We start from the raw sequence: 22,928 nt of genomic DNA on the forward strand, positions 1-22,928 counted from the left end.
GAGCCGTGGCGGGGGGGCGCTCCCCGAGGAGCGGCAGCAGCCCCCGGAGACGCGAGAACGCCGCCTCCCGGTCGGGAGACGGCGTCGGAACGCGATGAGGTGCTGTCGCGGAGCGGCGGGGCTCAGTGCTGCGCGGGGACCTGACGGTAGCCGTCGCGGCTGGCGACGAGCACCGTCGACACCGTGCCCCACGCGGCGAGGCCACTGAGGACGACGAGGATTGCGATGCTCATGAGTGTTCTGCCTTTCGTTGCGGCGGCTTCTGATCCATCCGCCGGGATGCTGTGTACAACGTCCAGTGTCCGGCCCCGTGTTCCGTAGGACAATCGAACTGTTCTTGCCCTGACGTGTAGTTTCTCTACATGGACGTGCGACGGCTGGAACTGCTCCGCGAGCTCTCGATGCGCCGCTCGATCACGGCCGTGGCGGAGGCGACGCACCGCACGCCCTCCGCGGTCTCGCAGCAGCTCAAGGTGCTCGAGCGCGAGGCCGGCGTGCCGCTGATCGAGCGCTCCGGCCGCGGCGTGGTGCTCACGGCGGCGGGACGCGAGCTCGCCCGGAGCGCCACCGAGATCGCGATCGCGCTCGAGCGGGCCGACGCCGTCTGGCAGACGTTCAAGAACAACCCGATCGGCGAGGTCACCATCGCGACCTTCCCCACTGCGGGCCAGATGCTCCTCCCGAACGCGCTGGTCGCGCTCCGCAGCGTCGAAGGACTCGTCGTGCAGTGCGAGGACGCGGACCCCGGCACCGACGAGTTCGCCGACCTGACCGCCGACTTCGACATCGTGCTCGCCCACTCGCCCACCGGCAGAAGCGCCTGGGCCGGCCGCGGCCTCGCGATGGCGGAGCTGATGATCGAGCCTCTCGACATCGGCCTGCCGGCCGGGCACCGCCTCGCGGACCGGGCGACGGTCTCGGCGGCGGATCTGGTCGGCGAGACCTGGATCGGCGTCCCGGACGGGTTCCCGTTCGAGCGCGTGATGCAGGACATCGAGACCGCGTCCGGCGAGGCGGTGCGGGTGGAGCAGCGCTTCGCGTCGACCCGCGTGACGGAGGCGTTCGTCGCGGCGGGCCTGGGCATCGCGGTGCTCCCGCGTTACACGGCGGGCGGCGCGGGAGTGGTGGTGAAGCCGCTCCGCGGGGTGAGCTCCGTGCGGCACATCGTCGCGCTGATGCGGCCGGACCGGGCGGAGCGGCTCTCGGTCCGCACCGTCGTCCGCGAGCTGCGCGCGCAGGCGGGCCGGCTGGTGCACGCGCTCTGAGCGATCACGGTGCCGTGCCCTCGCCCGCACGGGGGAGAATGGAGGCATGAGCGATCCCGCCCGCCCCGAGGTCACCCGCGAAGAGGTCGACGTCCGCCGCTCCCCGCGCGTCTGGCGCATCCTGACCCTCGGCGTCGGGCTCGGAGCGATCGCGGCCTTCGTGCTGACCTTCGCGCTGCCCGAGACGCAGGGCTTCTCCCGCGGGCAGGTCTTCGGCTTCAGCCTGCTGCTCTTCGTGACGCTGTTCGGCGCTCTCGCGGGGCTCGTCGTGGTGCTGCTCGACCGGGTCGTCGGCCGGAAGGTCGTCCGGACCACCGCCGAGCGGATCGTCGAGCGCGAGGACGCGGCCGAGGAGCCCGTGGCCGAGGAGGCCCTGCCCGACGCGCGGACGACGTCCGACGAGGACCACCCGCAGACGGGGTCCGACCGGGTCTAGCCGGCGGAGGCGGGCCGCCCTGCGGCCGCTGCACTCCGCCCTGCGCTGAGGGTCCCGCCCGCGGCTCGCGCTCGCGGACGGGACCGCGGCGTCAGCGTCCCCGGCGCGACGAGGAGCGGCGGCTGCTGCTCGCGCTGGACGTCGGGCGCTTGGCGGCGGCGCGCTTGGCCTTCTGCGACTTCGAGATCTTCTTGGCCACGAAGGTGAGCAGGAACGGAAGGATTCGGTAGATCACGGGGGACTCCTCGGGTGCATGCGCGCGGGGCCGCGCACCCTCCGATCATGGAGCGGCGCACGGATCCGCGGCACCCGTTGCGCCGCGCCCGGCGCTGTGCAGAGCTCAGCTCAGCTGCGTGCGCTCCACCCAGTCGAGGTACTCCGGGGTGACGGTGCCCGTGACGTACTCGCCGGTGAAGCAGCTGGTCTCGAGGTCGGTGACGTCCGAGCCCTCGAGGATCGCCGCCTTCATGTCGGCGACCTCCTGGTAGATCAGCTGGTCGGCGCCGATCGCCTCCGAGATCTCGGGGATGCGGCGGTTGTGGGCCACGAGCTCCTGGCGCGAGGGCATGTTGATCCCGTACACGTGCGGGTAGCGCACGGGAGGCGCGGCGGACGCGAAGGTGACCGTGTTCGCGCCGGCCGCGCGGGCCATGTCGACGATCTCCTTGGAGGTGGTGCCGCGGACGATCGAGTCGTCGACGATCAGGACGTTCTTGCCCGTGAACTCGCTCGACATCGCGTTGAGCTTCTGACGCACCGACTTCTTGCGGACCGCCTGCCCGGGCATGATGAACGTCCGGCCGACGTAGCGGTTCTTGTAGAAGCCCTCGCGGTACTCGATCCCGAGCTTCTGCGCGACCTGCATCGCGGCGGGGCGGGAGGAGTCGGGGATCGGCATGACGACGTCGATAGCTCCGCCCGGGGTGTACTGCGCGATCGTGTCGGCGAGCCGGTCGCCCAGGCGCAGGCGCGCCTCGTAGACCGAGATGCCGGACATCACGGAGTCGGGGCGGGCGAGGTAGACGTACTCGAACGAGCACGGGATGAGTCGCGGATCCTTCGCGCACTGGCGGCTGGCCATCCGGCCGTCGGGGGTGATGAAGACCGCCTCGCCGGGAGCGACGTCGCGGACGATCTCGAAGCCCTGCGCCTCGAGCACGAGCGACTCGGAGGCGACGACCCAGTCGTCCGGCGCGCCGGTGTTGCTGCGGCGGCCGACGATGAGCGGGCGGATGCCGAAGGGGTCGCGGAAGGCCAGCAGCCCGACGCCGGCGATCAGCGCGATGGTGGCGTAGGAGCCCTCGACGCGCTCGTGCACGCGGGCGACGGCGTCGAACACCTCGTCGGCGTCGAGGTCGCGGCCCGACATCGAGGCCTGCAGCTCGTTCGCCAGCACGTTGACCAGCAGCTCCGTGTCGGAGGTGGTGTTGAGGTGGCGGCGGTCGATGCGGAAGAGCTCCTCGGTGAGCTCGCGCGTGTTCGTGAGGTTGCCGTTGTGAACGAGGATGATGCCGTACGGCGCGTTCACGTAGAACGGCTGGGCCTCCTCCTCGCGCTCGGCGTTGCCCTTCGTCGCGTAGCGCACGTGGCCGAGGCCCATGGATCCGAGCAGCGAGCGCATGTCGCGGGTGCGGAACGCCTCGCGGACCTGTCCCGCGGCCTTCTTGATGTGCAGGGTGCTGCCGTCGGCGGTCGCGATGCCGGTCGAGTCCTGGCCGCGGTGCTGCAGGAGGGAGAGGCTGTCGTAGATGGACTGGTTGACCGGTCCGGAGGACACGATCCCAACGATTCCGCACATGCCGGAGGGGCTCCCAAGGGGATAGCAGGGGGGTTTGACGGTCCATCCTGGCACGCGGGGGACTCATCCCCTAATGGTTCGCCGTGGGCGGATCCGTGGTCGTGGGGGTGCTCAGGGCGGCGTCGACCGGCGGATCGGCCGGGCGGTCGGTCGGGGAGCCGCGCGGCCGCTCAGCTGCTCGGAGCCGTCCAGGCTCCGGCGAGGCTGCGGTCCAGGACGCGGCGCCAGCCCTGCGGAGCCGCGGACTCGCGGCTGGTCGTGCCCGCCATCCAGAGCAGGGCCATCAGGTCGTCGTGGGTGAAGTCGGGGGAGAGGGATCCGTCGCGGTGGGCGGCCTCGACGAGATCCCGGCCGAGCTCGATCGAGCGGTCGCAGGCCTCGATGAGGGCGACTGCGTCGGGGAAGCGGCGCAGCATCGCGTCGTTGAGGGCGGGGTCCTCCAGCTGGAGGTCGATCATCCCGGAGACGAAGCGCTCCAGGCGTCCGCGGGAGGACCGCTCGGCGAGAGCGCGCTCGGTCAGGCCCTTCAGCTTCTCGCCGGCGACGGCCGGGACGACGGCGTCGATGAGCTCCTCACGGGAGCCGACGCGGTTGTAGAGGGTGCCGATGCTCACGCCGGCGTGACGGGCGATGTCCTCGAGGGGGGCGGCGAGGCCGCGGGAGCCGAAGACCTCGAGGGCGGCGGCGTGCAGCTTCTCGACGTTCCGCTGCGCGTCCCGGCGCAGGACCTTCTGCTCGTCCACGCGATCCTCCCGATGATCTTGAGGTGCCACTCAACTTATGGTCCAATGAGTCTTGAGGCTGACCTCAACTTAGCAGCCCCGCTCATCGCGCCCCGGGGCGCACGACGACAGGACCTCCCATGCCCCTTCTCACCGTCATCGGCGCGGGCCCCGGCCTCGGCCTCGAGATCGCCCGCGTCTTCGGCCGGGCCGGCTTCACCGTCGCCCTCGTCTCGCGGAACCAGGAGAAGCTGGACGGCCTGGCCGCCCGCCTCGCCGAGGAGGGCATCGAGGCGACGGGGTTCGCCGCCGACATCGCGCAGCCCGAGACCCTGACCGCCGCGCTGCGGGCGATCCGTGCCGACCTCGGTCCGATCGACGTCCTCGAGTTCTCCCCCGCCGACTCCGCTCTCACCCCGGTCGGCGTCCTGGACGTCACGCCCGAGAACCTGCAGCCGCAGATCGACTTCTACCTCGGCGGCGCGCTCCGCGCCGTCGGCGAGGTGGTTCCGGACATGATCGCCGCCGGCAGCGGGACGATCCTCGTCACCACCGGCGGCGGCTCCGTCTCCCCGCACGCGGCGCTGGCGAACATCAACATCGCCGCCGCGGGCCTGCGGAACTGGGTCCTCAACCTCCACTCCGCGCTCGAGCCCCGGGGCGTCTACGCCGCCCACGTGGCGATCACCGCCCTCATCGACGGCGGCCACCCGGACGCGGCGGCCGAGGTCATCGCCCGGTCCTACCTCGACCTCCACCGCAGCCGCGACCGCGCCGAGCTGCACTACGTGGCCTGGGACGCGTGACCGCGGGCGCGGAGCGGGAGCTGCCGGCGAGGCGGACCCGGATCCGCGCCGCGGCGGGAGAGGGCAGTCGGTAGGGTCGTCGCGTGAGTGATGAGACGAGCAGCTACGCCCGCGCAGGAGTCGACACGGCGGCGGGGGACCTCGCCGTCGAGCTGATGAAGTCGGCGGTGTCGGCGACGCACGACAGCCGGGTCCTCGGCGGGGTCGGCGGCTTCGCGGGCCTGTACGACGTCTCCTTCCTCCGCGACTTCCGTGCCCCCCTCCTTGCCACCTCGACCGACGGCGTCGGCACCAAGGTCGCGCTCGCCCAGGCGATCGACAAGCACGACACCATCGGGCAGGACCTCGTCGGCATGGTCGTCGACGACATCGTCGTGGTCGGCGCCCGCCCGTTCTTCATGACCGACTACATCGCGTGCGGCAAGGTGGTCCCGGCCCGCATCGCCGACATCGTCGCCGGCATCGCGCGCGCCTGCTCCGAGACGGGCACCGCGCTCGTCGGCGGCGAGACGGCCGAGCACCCGGGCCTGCTCGGACCCGACGACTACGACGTGGCGGGCGCGGCGGTCGGCGCGATCGAGGCGGACCAGGTGCGCGGCGCCGACCGCGTGCGCGACGGCGACGTCGTGGTGGCGATGGCCTCCTCCGGACTGCACTCGAACGGCTACTCGCTCGTGCGCCACATCCTCGCCGAGCGCGGCATCGGCTTCACCGACCGCTCCGAGGAGCTGGGCGGCGTGGTCGGCGAGGTGCTGCTGGAGCCGACCCGCCTCTACACCCGGCCCCTCCTCGACCTGCTCGACGACGCCGAGCTCGGCCCGGCCGTCCACTCCATCAGCCACGTCACCGGCGGCGGGATCGCGGCGAACCTCGCCCGGGTGCTGCCGCGCGGCTCCTGGGTCGAGGTCGAGCGGGCGAGCTGGAGCCCGTCCGACGTGTTCCGCGCGCTCGCCGGGATGTCCGGCGCGACGCTCGAGAGCACCGAGGGCACCTGGAACCTCGGCATCGGCATGTTCGCCGTGGTCGCGGCGGAGGCGGCCGACGGCATGATCGCGCGCCTCGAGCGCTCGGGCGTCCCGTCGTGGGTCGCGGGCCGCGTCTCGACGGCCGCGCGCGGGTTCGAGGGCTTCGAGCAGGGCGCGAAGGGCGTCGACGGCGGAGCGGTCCGCCTGGTCGGGTCCTACGCGGGCTGATCCCCGGAGGCGCCGCGGATCAGCGCGGTACGGCGTGCGCGCGCTCCCAGGAGTGCTCGTGCCGGGTCAGCAGCCACGAGCCCGCCGCGCAGAGCGCGCAGGCGGCCGCGGTGGCGAGCAGGGCGGTCGCCCAGGTCGGGGCGTCGCGGCTGACGAGCAGGTTCGCGGAGGCGACCAGCACGCCGAGGCCGGCGCCCGCGCTGGTGCCGAGCACGAACGGGCCGTCGCGGCGGCTCGCGACGCGCACCGCGACCATGCCGGCGACCGCTCCCGCGCCTCCGACGACTCCGATGCCCGCGCCGGAGGCCGCTCCCATGAGCAGGCCGAAGCTCACCAGCCCGGGCGGTCCGTCGGCGGCGAGGACGCCGGGCAGGTAGAGGACCAGGGCGACGGCGGCGCCGACCGCGCCGCCCACCAGGATCGCGCCGACCAGCAGGGCGGCGGTGACGTAGCCGACCCGCGCGACAGGCCGCGCGGATCCTCCGGGTTCGAACATTCGCGGCTCCATCGACGCGGCCCGCGGGGCAGCGGGCGGTCCTCGGACAGTACGCCCGAACGCCCCTCGGCGGAACCGCCGTCGGGGATCGGCGGGACTAGCGCCGGAGGGTCTCGCTCGGGAGCTCGCCGAACCGCGTCGCGTAGTGCTGGGCGAAGCGGCCGCCGCTGATGAACCCCCAGCGTGCGGCGACGTCGCCGACCACCAGCGAGCCGATCGATCCGGCCGAGAGCTCCTCGTGCGCGCGCTCGAGGCGGACGTCGCGCAGGTAGTGCCGCGGGGTCTCGCCGAAGGCGCGCTGGAACGCCAGCTGCACGCCGCGGACCGTGAGCCCGGCCGCGTCGGCGATGTCGGCCACTCCGAGGGGCAGGTCGGCGTTGGCCTGCACGAACTCCACGGCCCGGCGGAGGCGCCGCGCGCTGACCGAGGGCGGCACGGCCGGCAGCGGGGCGATGCGGTGGGCGAAGGTCTGCAGGGCGGCGAGCGCGGCGATGCGGGCGACGCCGTCGCGCTGCAGCACGGTGGGCGTGTGCGGGGAGGCGAGGGTGTCGCGCAGGAGCCGGATCGCGGCCCACCAGGCGGTCGTGTCGCGCGCCACGGGGGCGAACCGCAGCGGGCCGGGCTCGGTGCCGTGCAGCTCGGCGGCGATCGCCTCGAGGTGGGCGGCCTCGAAGTGCACGAGCGCGTCGCGGTACTCGAGGGCCTCGAAGCCGAAGGGCCGGCCGCTCGGGAACATGGCCGGGCGTCCGACGACGAGGCGGTGCTCGTCGCGCCCCAGGTCGAGGGAGGCGCGCCCCGCGGTCAGCCAGAGGGCGACGTAGACGTCGCTCGGGGCCACCGTGCCGCGCACCCGGCCGAGGAAGGAGGCGGAGTGGAGGCTCACGGGCCCGGGCCCGGTCGTCGTGTAGCGGAACGCGAACGGCACGACCGAGCGCTCGGCCCGGAAGCCGGAGCCGTTGTACGAGCCGGCGTAGAAGTCGCGCGCCTCGTCGAGGTCGTTCCCGCGACGCTCCGACTGCCACACGGGCAGCCGTGCGGGCGGGGAAGTGCTCATCCGGTCAGTGTCCCAGGGGGCACCGACATTCTGCACTCAGTGGCGGAAAGCGGGAGAACGTGTTCAGCCGAGCGACCTGCACTCCAGGTCGGGTTCCTCACCCGCCGGATCCCGTCCGCACGCGAAACGGGGCCGCCCCGAGGGAGCGGCCCCGATTCACGGGAGGAGTCACGCACGCTTCTGGTGCGGCTCCTCGACGAGGTCCGTGTCGTCGCCGTCGTCCTCGGCGTCGATCCACTTCGAGTAGTCCGGCTCGTCCGGGTGGCTGAGCTCGCGCTCGAGCGCGCTGTAATCGACCGCCGGGCTGAACGACTTCAGCTCACGGGCGATCTTGGTGTTCTTCGCCTTCTGACGGCCGCGCCCCATGGGTGACCCCCTCACGATGACAGGCCAGACGGGCAGTGAGCCGGCTGGGGAAAAGAGCAGACAGGGAAAGTTGAAATCTACGCGGTAGTTTAGCAGACGGGGGACACGCCACCCCGGGCCTCGATCTGCCGGACGGCCGCCCATCCTCGACCGCGTCAGGAGCACCGTGGACAGCGTCGCCCCACCGCGTCCCGTCGTGGTGATCGGCGCGGGCCAGGCGGGTCTGTCCGTGGCCTACTACCTGCGCCGTCTCGGCCTCGTCCCCGGGCGCGACCTGATCGTCCTCGACCGCGGTCCGGAGCCCGGCGGGGCCTGGCAGTTCCGCTGGGAGGCCCTGCGGCTCGGCTCCGCGCACCGCGTGCACGATCTCCCGGGCATGGAGCGGATGGGGTTCTCGTTCCGCACGGCCGATCACCGGCGACCGGCACGGGACGTGGTCCGCGAGTACTACGGTCGCTACGAGGAGGAGCTCGGTCTCGAGATCCGCCGTCCGGAGTCGGTGCGGCGCGTCACGAGTGCGACGCCGCACGACACGGGGTCGCCGCTCGTCGTCGAGTCCGACCGCGCGGTCGAGCGCGCGAGCCTGCTCGTCAACGCGACCGGCACCTGGGGATCGCCCTTCGTCCCGCACTACCCCGGGCGCGACCGCTTCCGCGGCGTGCAGATCGACCCGACCGAGTACGTCCGCGCCGAGGACTTCGCCGGGAAGCAGGTGCTCGTGGTCGGCGGCGGCACCTCGGCGATCGGCTTCCTGCTGGAGCTCGAGCGGGTGGCGCGCTCGCTGACGTGGGCGACGCGGCGACCGGTGGTCTACCACGACGGCGAGCAGCTGGCGATGGAGTCGGCGGTGGAGGCGGTGGCCGAGCAGGACCGCGCCGCCCGCGCCGGGCTGCCCCTCCCGAGCATCGTCGGCGGCACGGGCGTGCAGCGCACCCGCCGGGTGGTCGCCGGGATCGAGCGCGGGCTCCTGCACGAGCGGGGGATGTTCTCGTCGATCGAGGAGGAGGGCGTGCGCTGGCCGGACGGCTCCTTCACGCGCGCCGACGCGATCATCTGGGCGACGGGCTTCCGGCCGGAGCTGCGCCACCTCGCTCCACTCGGGCTGCGCGAGCGCGAGGGCGGCATCGCGGTCGCCGACGGCGCCTCGCTGACGGATCCGCGCGTCTTCTTCGCCGGCTACGGCCCGACGGCCTCCACCATCGGGGCGAACCGCTCGGGCCGGCGCATCGCGCGCGCGGTCGTGGCGCGTCTGCCCTGAGCGCGCCTGCCCTGAGCCGGCCTGATCTGAGCCGGTCCGCCCTGAGCGGCGCGGCGCCTCAGATCCTGCCGTCCCAGTCCACCGGCACTACCGAGCCGCGGTAGCGGATCCCGTCCACGCGGATCCGCCCGGCGAGCGCGGGCGAGAGCGGCGCGACGACCAGGGTGTCGCCTCCGGGAGCGAGCCCCAGCGCCACCGACAGCACGGCGACGGAGGCGGCCGCCGACCAGGCCTGCGGTCGGCAGGCCGCCGGGTACGGCACCGGCGCGTGCACCTCGGCGGCGGGGTCGCCCGAGTGCAGCTCGGGCATCCGGTAGCCGAAGCTCTCGGCCGCGGCGATCAGTCCGCGCGAGAGGGTCGTCGCCTCCGCCCCGAAGCCCTCCCGGGCGAGCCCGGTGACGGCGATCGCGGTGTCGTGGGCCCAGACGGAGCCGCCGTGGTACGACAGCGGCCAGTAGCCGCCCGAGCCGGTGTCCAGGGTGCGCAGGCCGAAGCCCGAGTCGAGCCCGGGGGAGACCAGCAGCTCGGCGACCCGGGCGGCGTGCTCGGGGGAGAGGATGCCGGTGCCGAGGAGGTGGCCGAGGTTGCTGGTGATCGTGTCGACCGGGCGCCCGGCCGCGTCGAGCGCGATCGCCGGGTAGCCGCCGTCGGCGTCGTCGATCCAGAACGCCTCCGCGAAGCGCGCCTTCAGCGTCGACGCCGCCTCGCGCCACTCCGAGCCGTCGCGGCCGAGGTGCTCGAGCAGCGCCGCTCCGCCTGCCATGGCCTCGTGGGCGTAGGCCTGCACCTCGCAGAGCGCGATCGGACCCTCGGCGAGCGTGCCGTCGCGCCACTGGATCGAGTCGCCCGAGTCCTTCCAGCCCTGGTTGGCGAGCCCGTGCCCCGTGGTGTCGACGTACTCGAGGAACCCGTCGCCGTCCGGGTCGCCGTCGTCGCGGAGCCAGCGCAGCGCCGCCTCCAGAGCGGGCAGCAGCTGGGCACCGGCAACCAGTACCCGCTGCAGCTCGCGGCCGCGGTGCTGATGTCGATCCCGGTGGCCGTGCTGTTCTTCGTCTTCCAGCGGCGGATCATGAACACGACCGAGGGCGCGGAGAAGGGCTGACGCGGGGTGCTCGGCGCGGGGTCCCGATGAGCCGCGCGTTCGGCTCTCGACCGGCAGGGGCCGGCGTCCTGATCGGGCAGTCGGAGCGCCCTCGCCGAGGCTGATGCGCGGCATCACGAACAGCGATCGGCTGCGAACTGTCATGCCCGTACAGTTTCCTCAGCACTCGAGGAGGAGAGCATGACGAGCAGCACGAGCACGAATCCGATCGCCGTCCTCGGCGCGGGCCCCGCCGGCATGGCCGCGGCGCTCGGGCTGAGGAAGGCGGGCCACGAGGTGGTCGTCTACGAGCGCTACCGGCGCGCCCGTCCGGCGGGCAACATCCTCAATCTCTGGCCGCCGCCCATCAAGGCGCTCCAGGACATGGGCGTGGACACCGTGGATCTCGGCGCACCGTGCCACACGACCTTCCGCAACGCGAAGGGCCGGGTGCGCGCCGACGTCGATCTGCCCGCGCACGTCGTGGACCAGTACGGAGGCGGATTCATCGGGATGCTCCGCCCCGACCTCTACGAGCGGATGCTCGCCGCGATGCCGGCGGACACCATCGAGTTCGACCGTCAGGCCGACAGGATCGACGACCACGGGGACGGGGTGACCATCACCTTCTCGGACGGAGTCCGCGTCGAGACGCCCCTTCTCATCGGCGCGGACGGCATCGACTCGATGGTCCGGCGCGGGCTGTGGGGAGCGACTCCGAAGCGCCCCCACGACCTGCACATCATCGGAGGGTTCACCTTCGCGGACTCCGTGGAGGCCGAGCCGAACGAAGTGGTGCTGAGCCACAACCGGACGGTGCAGGGGACGTACACCTCGATCCGCAGCCGTGGTCGCTCGGGATACCAGTGGTGGGTCCTGGAGGCCTGGGGCGACGACCAGGCGGCGCCCGCCGATCTGCGCGCTCACGCCGCCGCCCTCGCGGCAGGGTTCTCCGGTCCGCTGGCGCAGCTCGTCGCCGCCACGCCCGGCGAGAACCTCCAGCGGTGGCCGATCCGCGACATCGAGCCGCCGGCGCAGTGGTCGAAGGGACGCATCACCCTCGCCGGCGACGCCGCCCACGCGACCTCCCCCTACGCGGCGTACGGCGCGGGCATGTCCATCTGCGACGGGTACTTCCTCGGGCAGCTGCTCGCCGGCGTCGACCTGTCCGACAGCGCGGCGGTCGGCGGCGCTCTCAGCGAGTACGACCGCAAGCGGATCCCGCACACGAGGGAGCAGGTGCAGTCGGCGTACATGCTCGGCAGGCTCTTCCATCACGCGCCGGCGCCGCTGCGGCCGATCCGCGACTTCCTGCTGGACCACACGCCGTTCCTGCAGAAGCAGGTCGGCGAGCGCAATCCGCGCGAGATCATGGCGCAACTGGAGGAGATGGGCGGCGGCATCCTGTCGCGGGCATGACCGGGACTCCGAGTGCGGTCCGGCCGCCGCTGCAGGACCGCAGCCGCGCGAGCTGGGCCCGAGTCCTCGACGCGGGCCTCGCACTCCTCGAGGAGGACGGCGCGGACGCCCTCACCGTCGCTGCAGTGTGCCGGCGCGCACAGATCTCGCCTCCCTCGCTCTACGCGCGCGTCGACGGACGGAGCGGCCTGTTCCACGCCGTCTACGAGCACGGCATGACGGGCGTGGCGCGGTCGGAGGACGAGCGGCTGCGAGCCGTCGACGGATCCGCTCGTGCGGTCGTGGACGCCGTCACCGCGGTCTTCGACAGGCACCGGGCCTTCCTCCGTGCGGTGATGGTCGCCTCGTCGAGCGATCGCGCACTGCTCGAGCGGGGCGCCCAGGAGTCCCGCCGCTTCGCGGACCGGGTGGCGCAGGTGCTCCCGACCGCCGACCCCGAGGCGGGGCGATCGGCCGCTCGGGCGCTCTACGAGGCGAACTCCTTCCGCACGCTGCACGGCGATGCGTTCTGGAGCCCCGGAGGAGAGCATCGAGACGCGTTCATCGATCGGACGACCCGGCTCATGGACACGATCCTCGGCTGACGCGCTCCTACCGCCGGACCTGGGCAGGCCGTTCGCCGGACCTCGCCGCGCCCCGACGCCCTCTTGGGCTGCTCGACCGGCAGAGGCCGCTCACGCTGATCGAGCAGCGCGCGCAGCGCGCGTATCGAGATCCGCTTGTGTGCAGCGGATCTCGATACGCGCCTGCGGGGCTGCTCGACCAGCATGCGGGAGTGCCGCCGCTACTTCGCGAGGAACTCCAGGACGACGCGGTTCCACTCCTCCGGGTGGCTCACGGTGACTCCGTGCGGGGCGCCGTGGACGACGTGCAGCTCGGAGCCGGGGATCGCCGCGTGCGTGCGGGCGCCCGAGCCCTCGAACGGGACGGTGCCGTCGCCGTCGCCGTGGATGACGAGCGCGGGCACGGAGACGTTCGGCAGGTCCTCGCGGAAGTCGGTGGTCGCGAACGCCGTCATGCAGGCGAGGGCCGCGTGCTTGGCCGACTGCTTCGCCAGAGCGATCGCCTCCTGGCGCTGCTCCTCCGTCACCTTCCGCACGCCGTCGACCGAGAAGAAGTCGGTGGTGAACCGGTCGTAGAAGTCGTCCTCGCTCTTCGTGAGGCCCGCGGTCATCTGCGCGGCCTGCGCCTTCTCGAGCGGGCCGTCCGGGTTGTCGTCCGTCTTCATCAGGTACGGCGGGACGGCCGAGGCGAAGACGACGCTGTGCAGGCGATCGGCGCCGTACTTCGTGAAGTAGCGGGCGACCTCGCCGCCTCCCATCGAGAAGCCGACCAGGGTGACGTCCTGCAGGTCGAGCTCGGTGAGGAGGGTGTGCAGGTCCTCGGTGAGCGTGTCGTAGCTGTAGCCGGTGAGCGGCTTGTCGCTGCGCCCGAAGCCGCGGCGGTCGTAGGTGACGACGCGGTAGCCGGCCTCGGCGAACGCGGGGACCTGCTCCTTCCACGACTCGCCCGAGAGGGGCCAGCCGTGGATGAGGACCACGGGGCGGCCCGATCCGCCGGTGTCGTCGACGTGCAGGTCCGTGTCCTTGAAGAGTCCGTGGTGGGCGGTGATCTCGGCCATGGCGAGTGCTCCTTCCGGCGCCGACGATCGGCGTCACTTGATGTTCGAGGACGTCCCTGCGAGCGGATGGCCGGGGCGGGGAGGGTTGACAGCTCCCGTCACTCCGCGACGACGGCCGCGGCGAGGCCCCGCAGCGCGGTGTGCAGCCCGGGGCTCATGGGCAGCCCGGCGTCGAGCACGGCGTTCGCGGCGGCGACCAGCACCGGTGCCGCGGGGGAGGAGACCACGGTGAGGCCGGCGGGCGGATCCGCGTCGCCCGAGGGCCGCACGACCAGGACGAGCCGGGAGCTGGGAGCGCTCGTGCTGATCGTCGCTCCCGATCGGGCGGGCAGCACCGCGAGGGTGCCGCGGCCGACGAACTCGCGCTCCTCCCGACTGGTGACGGTGAACGCGTCCTCGAGCGGGAGCAGGAGCACCACCGACCCCGGGTCGGCGCGGGGGCTCGGGCGGAAGTCGATCGTGCCGGCCGTGTGCCAGATCCGCCGGAGGAGCACGCCCTCGGCGGCGGCCTCCTGACCGGTGACGGCGAAGGCGGGGTCGGGCCCGGCCTCGGCGTGGCGGGCCCGCAGCCAGTACCGGGCGGAGTCGCCGCGGAGGGGCATCGGGCGGATCAGCGGATCGGACACGGCGGCTCCCGAGGAACGCGGACCTGAATCGGCCGAGACAGTGAGGAACCATCATCCTAGGAGCGGCGGGAGGCGTCGTCCCGGAGTGGCGCGTCCTCACATGCCGATGCCGCCCCGGCCGCGCTGAGCGCGACGCCGGAGCGGCATCCGAAGGGTGGTGCGGACTACTGGAATCCGCCGCCACGGTCCTCCGGGTCCTCGATCGGGTCGGAGTCGGGAGTGTCGATCGAGTAGGTCACGTGGACCGCCTCGCCGACCTCCTTCGCGGAGACGGCGTTGTACACGAGGTGCGTCTCCTGGCCGTCGACGGCGGCGTAGACGTCGACCTCCTTCTCGTAGCCCCCCTCGGTGCTGACGCGGTTCTCGGTCTGGCCGTCGAACGGCCCGCCCTGGAAGAAGGCGAGGTAGCTCTCGCCCTCGGCGAGTGCGCGGATGTCGTTGCTCATGCCCCCAGGTCTACCACTCGGCGCCTCCCCGCCGCTCGGCCTTGCGCTCGGCGGGCGGAGGAGGGCCGGGAGCGGCGGCGGCCGTGCCGCGAGGTGGCACTGCTCGACGGGAGCTCTCCGCACGCGCCGTCAGGGCACGAGCTGCTGCGTGATCGAGGCCGTCGGCCCGCTCAGCGCGATCTCGGCGAGCGCGCCGTTGACCAGGGGCATCTGCGGCGGCTGGTGCCCGATGTCGACGTCGAGGATCACCGGCACGCCGAGATCGCCGAGAGCGCGCTGCACCGCGTCCTCCTGGCTCAGCTCGGGCAGGGACGCGCCCTCGGTCCGGCCGATCAGGACGCCGGTCGCCTGCTCGAACCAGCCCGCGAGGCGGAGGGATGTGAGCATCCGGAGCACCGAGACGGAGTCGGACTCGGCCGCCTCCAGGTAGACGACAGTCCCCTCGGGCGCGTGCCGGCGAGCGAAGCCCGGCACGTCGCCGTAGGGCGTGCCCGCGAGCAGGGACACCGTCTCGAGGCATCCGCCGATCAAGCGGCCGGACATCGCCGCGTCCGCTGACCCGTCGAGCGAGCGCCAGCGGGTCGGCTCCTCGTAGGCCCGATCGCGGTCGAGCGGCTCGTCCGCCCACGCACCCCACGGACGGCTCCGGCGTCGCGGCGCGGCGTGCTGCGTGAACGCGGCTCCGGGCTCGAGGCCGGCGACCTCCGTCCAGCGGTGGAACCCGACCGGCAGCTCCCACGGCTCGTCCATCAGATTGGCGCCGTGGATCGTCGCGAGCCCGGTCGTCGTCGTCAGGGGCAGGAGCAGCGTCGAGACGTCCGACCAGCCGACGAACCAGGGCCGGGCCTCCGCGAGGGCGTGCCAGTCGAGCCTCTCCAGCAGCTCGACGGCGAGCTCGCCGCCCCATGGAGGAAGGACCGCGTCCCCGCTCCGGAAGGCGTCGTGCAGGTCGGCCGCCCGATCCGCGGCGGACGCCGGAGCGAGTCCGCCGAGGAGGGCGTGCGGCCGGACCCGGACGTCGTATCCCGCCGAGCCGAGTCGGCGCGCGGCGTCCTGCAGCCGGTCGTGCAGGTGCGCGGGGACTCCCATCGAGGGCGCGGGCACCTCCACCCGGCCTCCGACGCGAAGGGGCGCGGGGTACGTGATGCTCGCCATCCGACGACGCTAACGCCCCTCGCGGTGACCGGCTTCGGATGCCCGGTCCGGCGAGTACCTCCGCGCCCTTCCTGCCCCGACTCGCCAGCCGAGCGCGATCGCGAGAGGGGTCAGCGCGAGTGCCGCGCCGCCCACCCACCCACTCGCGCGCAGCGCCGCCCGCCGGGGAGAAAGATGAGGCCAGGAGGCGCACCGGAACGAGACGTCGCGGTCTCGCACAGGCGTCTCGGCTCCGCTGCTGCCGGCGGCCATCCGCGCCCACGCGGCTCCTTCAGCTCGTGAGGCGGCCGATCTCGTCCTCGGAGAGGAGGCGGTCGGAGTAGAGCACGATGCGAGCCGCGGGGTCGGGTCTGTGCGCGTCCGGGCCCGCCCACCTCTGTTCGAGACCGAGTCGAGCGACCGTGCGGTGCGATCGCTCGTTCCGTTCCGCGACGACCGCGGTCACGGGGAGCTCCGGCCGGAGCCGCCGCGCCCGCGCGATGCCTGCGGAGGCGACCTCCTGGGCGTACCCCCTGCCCCAGTGGTCCGGATGGACGGTGAACGCGACGTTCCAGGCCGTGTCGGCGAGGAGGCTGCATCCGCCGATCCCGATCGCGCCGTCCGCGCCGCCCTCGGGACTCCGCAGCCGGACGACCCAGCTGCTGAGGTCGTCCCGTGCCCACTGCGCCGTCCGGCGGGCGAGCACCGCCCGGGTCTGCTCGACGGAGTCGTGCCGGAGGAGGGGGTCGCCCGCCGCGATCCGCTCGTCGGAGTACAGCCGCCACAGCTCGTCCAGATCGCTCTCGGCGGGACGGAACAGCCGGAGCCGCTCGGTCGTCTCGTCGGGGCGATCACCGGCGCCGATGGTGCTGCCGCTCACTCGAGGAGGGATTCGGGACCATCGGGGCGGTCGCCGAGGAGTGAGGCGAGCGCGGTGACCGCGCCTGGACGTCCACCCGCTCAGCCCATGATCAGGCCGGTGAGGCGGTCGGCGGCGGCTCCGACGGTCGAGACCGCGTTGACCGTGACGAGGCAGGCGACGCCCCAGAACCAGGTGCGACCGGGTGCCCCGGCGCTGCGCCGCTCGAAGGCGAGCCACCAGGCGCCGACCACCGAGACGCACGCCGCGACCACCGAGCCGAGCGCCATGCGGACGTACTCCTCGGGACCGGGGGAGGACCAGGCCGTGGTCGCGAGGACGATGAGCAGCGGGACCACGATCATGCCCAGCGCGCCGAGCAGCACCGCGTGGAGGTGACTGCGGGGAGGGGCCCCGGCCGTCGTCGTCGAGGTCCGCGTCCGTGTCGTGTCCATGCCGCGTCCCCCGTCGCCGCGGTCCGGTCCGCGCTGCCCCGACGCTATCCGCTCGCCGTCCCGCCGTCACCCAGCACCTCGAAGTGGGCCGCGTGCCCGGGTGGGGTCAGCACCGCGCCGCCCCGGCCGAACGCCGAGAACGTAGGATGTCCGGGATGACGATCGGACGCCGCCTCTTCCTCTCGGGAGCCGCCACGGGAGTCGGGCTCCTGGCCCTCGCGGGCTGCACGCCGTCGCGTCCGACGCCGACCCGCTCGGTCACGAAGGCCCCCGTGCCCACGCCGAGCACCACCGCCGTCCCCGCGCCGGCCGCCTTCGTGCGCTCCGCCTGGGCCGAGGATCCGTACGCGCTCGGCTCCGTCTCCTACCTGCCCGTCGGCGCGACGCCGCAGCACCGCACCGACCTGGGCACCGCGGTCCTCGACCGCGTCTTCCTCGCGGGCGAGGCCACCGACACGGAGGCGCCCGGCACGCTCCAGGGCGCCTGGAGCTCCGGGGTCCGCGCGGCCGCCGAGATCAGCGCCGTCGCCGACGAGGGCGAGCGGATCGCGATCGTCGGGGCCGGTCTCGCCGGAGCGGTCGCCGCGCGGCGCCTGTCCGACGCGGGCTTCGACGTCACCGTGGTCGAGGCGCGCGAGCGCACCGGCGGCCGCATCGCCACCGCGACTCCGGACGGCTGGCCGATCGCCGTCGAGACCGGAGCCTGGGCCCTCACCGGCGCGGGAGCCGCCCTGCGCGAGAGCATCGCGGACGCGGGCGTGGTCACGACCGCGGTCGACCTCGCCGACGTCCGCTCGAGCGACGCCGACGGCGCGGCTCTCGACACCGGCACCACGGGTGCCGACGCCCTGACCCGTGCTCTCGAGTGGGGAGCGGAGCAGCCGGAGGACCTGGCGCTCGCCGAGTCGTTCGCCGGCTCCGGAGCGCCCGACCCCGCCGAGGCCGAGCCGGGCTCCGGCGACGGCGACGCCGCCCGCGTGGCGGCGCACCTCGCCGGGACGACCGCACTGCGCACCGGCGCCGCTCCCGAGGAGCTCTCCTCCTGGTACGGACTGGGCGACGCCTCCGCCGCCACGACCGCGGAGGAGCTGAGCGACGACTCGGGCGACGCGCTGCTGACCGACGGGCTCGCGCCGCTGGTCGACACGCTGCTCGCCGACGTCGAGGTCTCGCTGCGCGCCGTGGTGAGCGGCATCGGCTACACGGACACCGGCGTCAGCATCCGCCTGGGCACCGGCGAGTCGTTCACAGCCGACCGGGTGCTGGTCACCGTGCCGATCGGGGTGCTCCAGACGGACGCGATCGCCTTCGACCCGCCGCTCCCGTTCGCGCAGCGCGCGGCCGTCGCGGCCCTCGGCTCCGGCGTCGTCGAGACGCTGTGGCTGCGCTTCGACGAGGCGTTCTGGGAGGCCGACGCCCCCGCGCGCTGGTCGCTCGTCGGCTCCGAGGCGGGCATCACCGAGTGGCTCAACCTCCAGCCGTCGACCGGCGAGGCGGTGCTCGTCGGGCTGGTCGGAGCGGATCAGGCCCTCTCGCTGCAGGACCTCAGCGACGACGAGCTGGTCACCCTCGCGCAGACGGCGCTCGAGCCGTTCGCCGTCGTCCCCGGCTGACGAGCTCGCGGAGCCGCGCCAGCGGGCCCCGCCACTCCGACGCGTGCGCCGCCCCGAGCGGCCGCACCCGGCTGAGCGCGAGGACGAACGCGGCGATGCCGGAGATCAGGCTCAGCACGATCACGTCGTAGAGCACGAACATCACGGGTCCGTCGACCTGGCCGGGGTCGAGGAAGAAGTACGGGTACCAGCCGATGAGGGCCCCGCGGACCAGGGTGATGACGCCCCAGACGATCGGGAAGCCGAGCACGGTCAGTGCCCCGCGCCAGGCGACCGGGCGGCGGCCGGGTCCGAGGATCCAGTCGAGGATCGCGAGCGTCGGGATCACGAAGTGCAGGAGCGCGCTCGACCAGGGCACGTCGACCCGCACGCCGCGGTTGTCGGCCTCCACCGCGATCAGCCCGAAGACGATCCCCGACACGACCATGTAGGTGAGCACGAGCGCCCGCACGGTGCTGAGCCAGCGCGGCTCCCGCTCGCGCGCGAGGGCGACCAGGCCGGACAGGCCCAGCACCACGACCCCGGCCATGTTCGACTGCGTCGTGAAGTAGGCGAAGAAGTTGTCGATCTGGAACGCGCGGAAGCCCAGCGTGTAGAAGAAGTCGCCGACGAGTCCGACCGCGCCCAGCCCGGCGAGGGCCAGGCGGAGGATCGCGAACGCCTTCCGCACACCCGCTCCGATCCGTCGCCGCTGGGCCCGGAGGGCCGGACTTCCGGACGATTCTACGGTCGCCGCGCTCGGAGCTCCCCGAGCGCGCGGCTCCGCCGGACGGGGGAGGCGGGCCTCGCGGAGGCGACCTAGCGTCGAGGGACGGCGCGCGCACAGGACGGGAAGGGTTCGGGTCGGATGTCGTCGGAGGAGGCGTCCCGGCGCTGGAACGCGGTCACTGGTCCGCTGTTCCTCGCGGCGGGAGCGGTCTTCGCGGTCCTCGGGAATCCGGTCTGGCCGGTGTTCCTCGTCCTGGGGATCACGTTCCTCGGGCTGACCGCCGGCCCCGGGAGGCCGACGCGCCGGAGTGGAGCCCAGGAGCCGGACCGCGATCGGTGACGTGCGCTTCGCGACGCGGACACTCGCCGGTCGCGTCGCCGGGATAGCGTGCGTGTCATGCCCTTCACGCCGAGCCACGCCGTCGTCGCGCTCGCGTTCTCGAACGGCCGGATCCCGGCCGCGGCCGTCGCCATCGGCGCGATGGTCCCGGACATCGGCATGTACATTCCGATCGCCGTCGCCCGCGAGTCCACCCACTCCCTCCTCGGCGTCGTCACCGTCGACCTGCTGCTCGGGATGCTCGGCCTCGCGCTGTGGAGCGCGGTCGTCGCTCCCGCCTGGCGCGACCTCGCGCCCGCGCTGGTCCGCTCGCGCCTGCGTCCCCGGCGCTCGCCGCCCCGCGGGGCCGCCGCATGGATCCGCGTGCTCGTCTTCGCGGCCGCCGGAATCGCCATCGGAGCCGCCAGCCACGTGATGTGGGACGGCTTCACCCACCGGGGCGGCCTCTTCGTCTCGGCGATCCCGCTGCTGCAGCAGGAGCTCGGGCCCTTCCCCGGCTTCCGATGGGCGCAGTACGCGAGCGGTGTGCTCGGGCTGCTCGGGCTCGGGATCGGCGCGGTGGTCTGGTACGTCGGTCGCCGTCCCCGGAAGCTCCGCTCCGACGGCCGGCAGCCGGTGCGCATCGCGGCCGCGGCCGTGGTGCTCGCGGCCGCGGTGGTTCCCGCCGGGATCGTGCTGGCGGGTGCGGGCATCGATCCGCTCGACGCCGCCTACCGGGCGCACGTGGTGCGGGCGGCGATCCTGCTCGTGGGCGGCGGCGCGGCGGCCGCGGTCGCCGTCGCGGCGGTCTGGTGGCTCACCGGCCGAGGGGTGCGCGGGGCCGTCGTCTGAGACGGCGGAGGACGAGCCTGTCGTCTGAAGGGAGCACGGGCATCCGTCGCGAGGAGGATGCGCCGGTGCATAGCCCACCGATAGCGTCGGACACGGCCCGTTGGGGCGGGCCGCCTTCGGGGGAAGGCACTAAGGGGAAATCGGGGGCTCGCGGCACACGCCGCGGGCCCTCTACCCGTTTCCGGGCCCCCGCCGGCTCGGAGCTCCCGCCGCCTCAGCGCCGCTTCGAGCGCGGCCGGTTCTGCGCGGCCGGGCGCTGCGGGATGCGCGGAGCGCCCTCGCCGGCGGCACCCTGGGGGAGCGAGGACGCGGGCGGGATCGGGCGGCGGGTCACCGGGCGCACCGGCTCGCCGCGGCGCGTCTGGCCGGGGATCGGCCGGGAGCGGCGTCCGTAGATCAGCTCGGACGAGTCGAGCAGCCACGGCACCAGCGCCACCGTCACTCCGTGCACCAGCAGGAGCTTCTGGCGGATCCGCCGCGACTTGTGGTTGTGGAGGAACGCCTCCCACCAGTGCCCGACGATGTACTGCGGCATGTAGACGGTGGTGATCTCGGAGCCGTGCTCGAGGCGGTGGGCCTTGATGTACTTGATCAGCGGGTACGAGATGTCGCGGTAGGGCGAGGCCACGCAGCGCAGCGGCACCTCGATGTCCATCTGCGCCCAGTCGGCCTTCAGCTGCGCGGTCTGCGCGTCGTCGATGGAGGAGTGCACCGCCTCCAGCGTCTCGTGCCGCGCCGCGATGGCGTAGTCGAGCGCCTTCAGCGTGGGCTTGTTCATCCGGCCCACCAGCACGATCGCGTGGTCGCCGTTGGCGCCGAAGGTCGTGGTCGGGTCGACCTCGATCTCCTTCTCGACGTCGCGGTAGTAGCGGTAGACGCCGGCCATCAGGACACCGAGGATCGGCATCACCAGGTAGACGAGCCAGGCGCCGTGGGTGAACTTCGTGATCGTGACGACGACGAGCACCGCGAACGTCAGCGTCGCGCCGAACAGGTTGATGGCCAGGCTCGTGTAGACGGTGCGCGAGCCCTCGCCGTTGCGGATCATCCGCACCCAGTGCTTGACCATGCCCGACTGCCCGAGCGTGAACGAGACGAAGACGCCGATGATGTACAGCTGCACGAGGCTCGTGAGCGAGGCCTGGTAGACGAGCAGGATGATCGCGGCGACGAGCGCCAGGATGATCACTCCGTTGGAGTAGATGAGGCGGTCGCCGCGGGTGTTCAGCGACTTGGGCGCGTAGCCGTCGCGGGCCAGCACGGAGCCGAGCAGCGGGAAGCCGTTGAACGCGGTGTTCGCCGCGAGGAGCAGGACGGCGGCGGTCGCGGCCTGGATGATGAAGAACAGGATCGTGTTGTTGCCGAACGTGGCGGCGGCGACCTGCGCGATCACGGAGCGCTGCGGGGTCGTGGCGCAGTCGGCGAAGCCCACCAGGTGGCAGGCGTTCTCGGCGTAGTGCACGTTCGAGAGCAGGGCGAGGGCGGTCAGGCCGACGAAGAGCACGATCGCGATCGTGCCCATCGCGACGAGGGTGCGCTGGGCGTTCTTGACCTTCGGGGCGCGGAACGCGGGCACGCCGTTCGAGATCGCCTCGACGCCCGTGAGCGCCGCGCAGCCGCTGGCGAAGGAGCGCAGCAGCAGGAGGACGACGGCCGCCTGCGTGAGCTGCTCGCCCTGCACGGTGAAGCCCGCCGACTCCGCGACCGGGGTGTCGCCGAAGGCGGTGCGGACCAGGCCGACGACGACCATGACGAAGACGCTCGCGACGAAGAGGTACGTCGGGACGGCGAAGGCGCGGCTCGACTCCGAGACGCCGCGGAGGTTCACGGCCGCCAGCAGCACGACGAAGAGGATGGCCAGCTCGACCCGCAGCGGCGCCAGCTCGGGTACTGCGGAGATGATGTTGTCGACTCCGGAGGCGACCGACACGGCCACGGTGAGCACGTAGTCCACGAGGAGGGCGGCGGCGACCGTGAGGCCCGCCGTCTCGCCCAGGTTGGTGCGGGCGACCTCGTAGTCGCCGCCGCCGGACGGGTACGCCCGGATCAGCTGGCGGTAGCTCAGCACCACCACGACGAGGAGGACGACCACGCACGCGGCCACCCAGGGGGCGAAGGTGAGGAAGGAGAGTCCGCCGAGCAGCAGGATCATCAGCAGCTCCTGCGGCGCGTAGGCCACGGAGGAGAGCGGGTCGCTGGCGAAGATGGGGAGCGCGAGCCGCTTCTGCAGCAGCTGTCCCTCGAGCTTGTCGCTGGGGAGCGGCTCGCCGATGAAGAAGTGCTTGGCGGTGCGCAGCTCGGTCGCGTCGGCCGATGATCCGTCCGCGGCGGACGGGGGGCCCTCGTGTGTCACGAGCGATGACACTACTCCGTGCGAGGGGGCAGTCAAGACGGCCGGGAG

The 22,928-nt window shown here is 73.2% G+C and carries 25 protein-coding genes and 1 pseudogene; 11 read left to right on the top strand and 15 right to left on the bottom strand.

Translation table 11 applies throughout. The features are described 5' to 3' along the window. Positions 1 to 362: 362 nt before the first annotated feature. Positions 363 to 1,265: a LysR family transcriptional regulator gene (locus C5B93_RS11695; RefSeq protein WP_104292523.1), complete on the top strand. Its 903-nt coding sequence runs from the start codon at positions 363 to 365 to the stop codon at positions 1,263 to 1,265. Positions 1,266 to 1,311: 46 nt separating this feature from the next. Continuing rightward, positions 1,312 to 1,701: a hypothetical protein gene (locus tag C5B93_RS11700; protein ID WP_104267871.1), complete on the top strand. Its 390-nt coding sequence runs from the start codon at positions 1,312 to 1,314 to the stop codon at positions 1,699 to 1,701. A gap of 91 nt (positions 1,702 to 1,792) precedes the next feature. Here the strand turns inward: C5B93_RS11700 and C5B93_RS17285 are convergent, their stop codons facing one another. The 3 genes from C5B93_RS17285 to C5B93_RS11710 form a co-directional block, all read right to left on the bottom strand. Next, positions 1,793 to 1,936 carry a hypothetical protein gene (locus C5B93_RS17285; protein WP_181028791.1) on the bottom strand — a complete coding sequence of 48 codons (144 nt, stop codon included), beginning with the start codon at positions 1,934 to 1,936 and terminating at the stop codon, positions 1,793 to 1,795. Positions 1,937 to 2,041: 105 nt separating this feature from the next. Then, positions 2,042 to 3,499: an amidophosphoribosyltransferase gene (gene purF, locus C5B93_RS11705; RefSeq protein WP_104292524.1), complete on the bottom strand. Its 1,458-nt coding sequence runs from the start codon at positions 3,497 to 3,499 to the stop codon at positions 2,042 to 2,044. A 170-nt stretch (positions 3,500 to 3,669) separates the two neighbouring features. Then, complete coding sequence (locus C5B93_RS11710) at positions 3,670 to 4,242, bottom strand: TetR/AcrR family transcriptional regulator (RefSeq protein WP_104233833.1); 573 nt, start codon at positions 4,240 to 4,242, stop codon at positions 3,670 to 3,672. 119 nt (positions 4,243 to 4,361) lie between these two features. On the opposite strand from C5B93_RS11710, the gene C5B93_RS11715 reads away from it, so the two are divergent. After that, a complete protein-coding gene (locus C5B93_RS11715) occupies positions 4,362 to 5,027 on the top strand; it encodes an SDR family NAD(P)-dependent oxidoreductase (protein WP_104256047.1) in 666 nt (221 codons plus the stop codon). An 83-nt stretch (positions 5,028 to 5,110) separates the two neighbouring features. After that, positions 5,111 to 6,220, top strand: a complete 1,110-nt coding sequence (gene purM, locus C5B93_RS11720; RefSeq protein WP_104292525.1) for a phosphoribosylformylglycinamidine cyclo-ligase — start codon at positions 5,111 to 5,113, stop codon at positions 6,218 to 6,220. Positions 6,221 to 6,239: 19 nt separating this feature from the next. On the opposite strand, the gene C5B93_RS11725 is transcribed toward purM, so the two are convergent. The 3 genes from C5B93_RS11725 to C5B93_RS11735 form a co-directional block, all read right to left on the bottom strand. Then, on the bottom strand, positions 6,240 to 6,716 hold the full coding sequence (locus C5B93_RS11725; protein ID WP_104257887.1) for a hypothetical protein: 477 nt from the start codon (positions 6,714 to 6,716) through the stop codon (positions 6,240 to 6,242). 97 nt (positions 6,717 to 6,813) lie between these two features. Further along, complete coding sequence (locus tag C5B93_RS11730) at positions 6,814 to 7,770, bottom strand: AraC family transcriptional regulator (protein WP_104328995.1); 957 nt, start codon at positions 7,768 to 7,770, stop codon at positions 6,814 to 6,816. Between the two features lie 168 nt (positions 7,771 to 7,938). Then, positions 7,939 to 8,136, bottom strand: a complete 198-nt coding sequence (locus C5B93_RS11735) for a DUF3073 domain-containing protein (RefSeq protein ID WP_097167615.1) — start codon at positions 8,134 to 8,136, stop codon at positions 7,939 to 7,941. A gap of 166 nt (positions 8,137 to 8,302) precedes the next feature. On the opposite strand from C5B93_RS11735, the gene C5B93_RS11740 reads away from it, so the two are divergent. Beyond that, positions 8,303 to 9,394 carry an FAD-dependent oxidoreductase gene (locus C5B93_RS11740; protein WP_104233838.1) on the top strand — a complete coding sequence of 364 codons (1,092 nt, stop codon included), beginning with the start codon at positions 8,303 to 8,305 and terminating at the stop codon, positions 9,392 to 9,394. Positions 9,395 to 9,452: 58 nt separating this feature from the next. Here C5B93_RS11740 and C5B93_RS11745 read toward each other — a convergent pair whose 3' ends face one another. Beyond that, positions 9,453 to 10,397: an amylo-alpha-1,6-glucosidase gene (locus tag C5B93_RS11745; protein WP_374953145.1), complete on the bottom strand. Its 945-nt coding sequence runs from the start codon at positions 10,395 to 10,397 to the stop codon at positions 9,453 to 9,455. Between C5B93_RS11745 and C5B93_RS17680 the strand changes: the two are divergent. The 3 genes and pseudogenes from C5B93_RS17680 to C5B93_RS11760 form a co-directional block, all read left to right on the top strand. Further along, positions 10,350 to 10,496: pseudogene (locus C5B93_RS17680) on the top strand (carbohydrate ABC transporter permease); the annotation flags it as partial. The gene C5B93_RS11745 and the pseudogene C5B93_RS17680 overlap by 48 nt on opposite strands. A gap of 180 nt (positions 10,497 to 10,676) precedes the next feature. Then, positions 10,677 to 11,894: an NAD(P)/FAD-dependent oxidoreductase gene (locus tag C5B93_RS11755; protein ID WP_104292527.1), complete on the top strand. Its 1,218-nt coding sequence runs from the start codon at positions 10,677 to 10,679 to the stop codon at positions 11,892 to 11,894. Further along, a complete protein-coding gene (locus tag C5B93_RS11760) occupies positions 11,891 to 12,478 on the top strand; it encodes a TetR/AcrR family transcriptional regulator (protein WP_104292528.1) in 588 nt (195 codons plus the stop codon). The genes C5B93_RS11755 and C5B93_RS11760 overlap by 4 nt, the downstream gene beginning before the upstream one ends. 200 nt (positions 12,479 to 12,678) lie before the next feature. Here C5B93_RS11760 and C5B93_RS11765 read toward each other — a convergent pair whose 3' ends face one another. The 6 genes from C5B93_RS11765 to C5B93_RS17290 all read right to left on the bottom strand — a co-directional run bounded on the left by C5B93_RS11765 (position 12,679) and on the right by C5B93_RS17290 (position 17,035). Next, positions 12,679 to 13,515, bottom strand: coding sequence for an alpha/beta fold hydrolase (locus C5B93_RS11765; protein WP_104292529.1), 837 nt, complete (start codon positions 13,513 to 13,515; stop codon positions 12,679 to 12,681). Between the two features lie 98 nt (positions 13,516 to 13,613). Continuing rightward, on the bottom strand, positions 13,614 to 14,141 hold the full coding sequence (locus tag C5B93_RS11770; protein WP_104292530.1) for a hypothetical protein: 528 nt from the start codon (positions 14,139 to 14,141) through the stop codon (positions 13,614 to 13,616). Positions 14,142 to 14,305: 164 nt separating this feature from the next. Beyond that, a complete protein-coding gene (locus C5B93_RS11775; protein ID WP_104223758.1) occupies positions 14,306 to 14,587 on the bottom strand; it encodes an oligoribonuclease in 282 nt (93 codons plus the stop codon). Positions 14,588 to 14,716: 129 nt separating this feature from the next. Then, positions 14,717 to 15,742, bottom strand: coding sequence for a S66 peptidase family protein (locus tag C5B93_RS11780; RefSeq protein ID WP_104292531.1), 1,026 nt, complete (start codon positions 15,740 to 15,742; stop codon positions 14,717 to 14,719). A gap of 271 nt (positions 15,743 to 16,013) precedes the next feature. Then, a complete protein-coding gene (locus tag C5B93_RS11785) occupies positions 16,014 to 16,601 on the bottom strand; it encodes a GNAT family N-acetyltransferase (RefSeq protein WP_181068384.1) in 588 nt (195 codons plus the stop codon). Between the two features lie 80 nt (positions 16,602 to 16,681). Then, positions 16,682 to 17,035 (bottom strand): hypothetical protein, encoded by a 354-nt coding sequence (locus C5B93_RS17290; RefSeq protein ID WP_181068385.1) that lies wholly within the window; start codon positions 17,033 to 17,035, stop codon positions 16,682 to 16,684. Positions 17,036 to 17,190: 155 nt separating this feature from the next. Here C5B93_RS17290 and C5B93_RS11790 point away from each other — a divergent pair, with 155 nt between their 5' ends. Next, positions 17,191 to 18,648, top strand: coding sequence for an NAD(P)/FAD-dependent oxidoreductase (locus C5B93_RS11790; RefSeq protein WP_181068386.1), 1,458 nt, complete (start codon positions 17,191 to 17,193; stop codon positions 18,646 to 18,648). Here the strand turns inward: C5B93_RS11790 and C5B93_RS11795 are convergent. Then, a complete protein-coding gene (locus C5B93_RS11795; protein WP_104226823.1) occupies positions 18,599 to 19,318 on the bottom strand; it encodes a Pr6Pr family membrane protein in 720 nt (239 codons plus the stop codon). The genes C5B93_RS11790 and C5B93_RS11795 overlap by 50 nt on opposite strands. A 177-nt stretch (positions 19,319 to 19,495) precedes the next feature. On the opposite strand from C5B93_RS11795, the gene C5B93_RS11800 reads away from it, so the two are divergent. Continuing rightward, on the top strand, positions 19,496 to 19,696 hold the full coding sequence (locus C5B93_RS11800; protein ID WP_104233846.1) for a hypothetical protein: 201 nt from the start codon (positions 19,496 to 19,498) through the stop codon (positions 19,694 to 19,696). 57 nt (positions 19,697 to 19,753) lie between these two features. Beyond that, positions 19,754 to 20,527 carry a DUF4184 family protein gene (locus C5B93_RS11805; protein WP_104292533.1) on the top strand — a complete coding sequence of 258 codons (774 nt, stop codon included), beginning with the start codon at positions 19,754 to 19,756 and terminating at the stop codon, positions 20,525 to 20,527. A 214-nt stretch (positions 20,528 to 20,741) separates the two neighbouring features. Here C5B93_RS11805 and C5B93_RS11810 read toward each other — a convergent pair whose 3' ends face one another. After that, positions 20,742 to 22,880, bottom strand: coding sequence for an APC family permease (locus C5B93_RS11810; protein ID WP_374952928.1), 2,139 nt, complete (start codon positions 22,878 to 22,880; stop codon positions 20,742 to 20,744). Between the last annotated feature and the right edge of the window lie 48 nt (positions 22,881 to 22,928).

Source organism: Rathayibacter sp. AY1A2 (assembly GCF_002930935.1).
Classification (GTDB): Bacteria; Actinomycetota; Actinomycetes; order Actinomycetales; family Microbacteriaceae; genus Rathayibacter.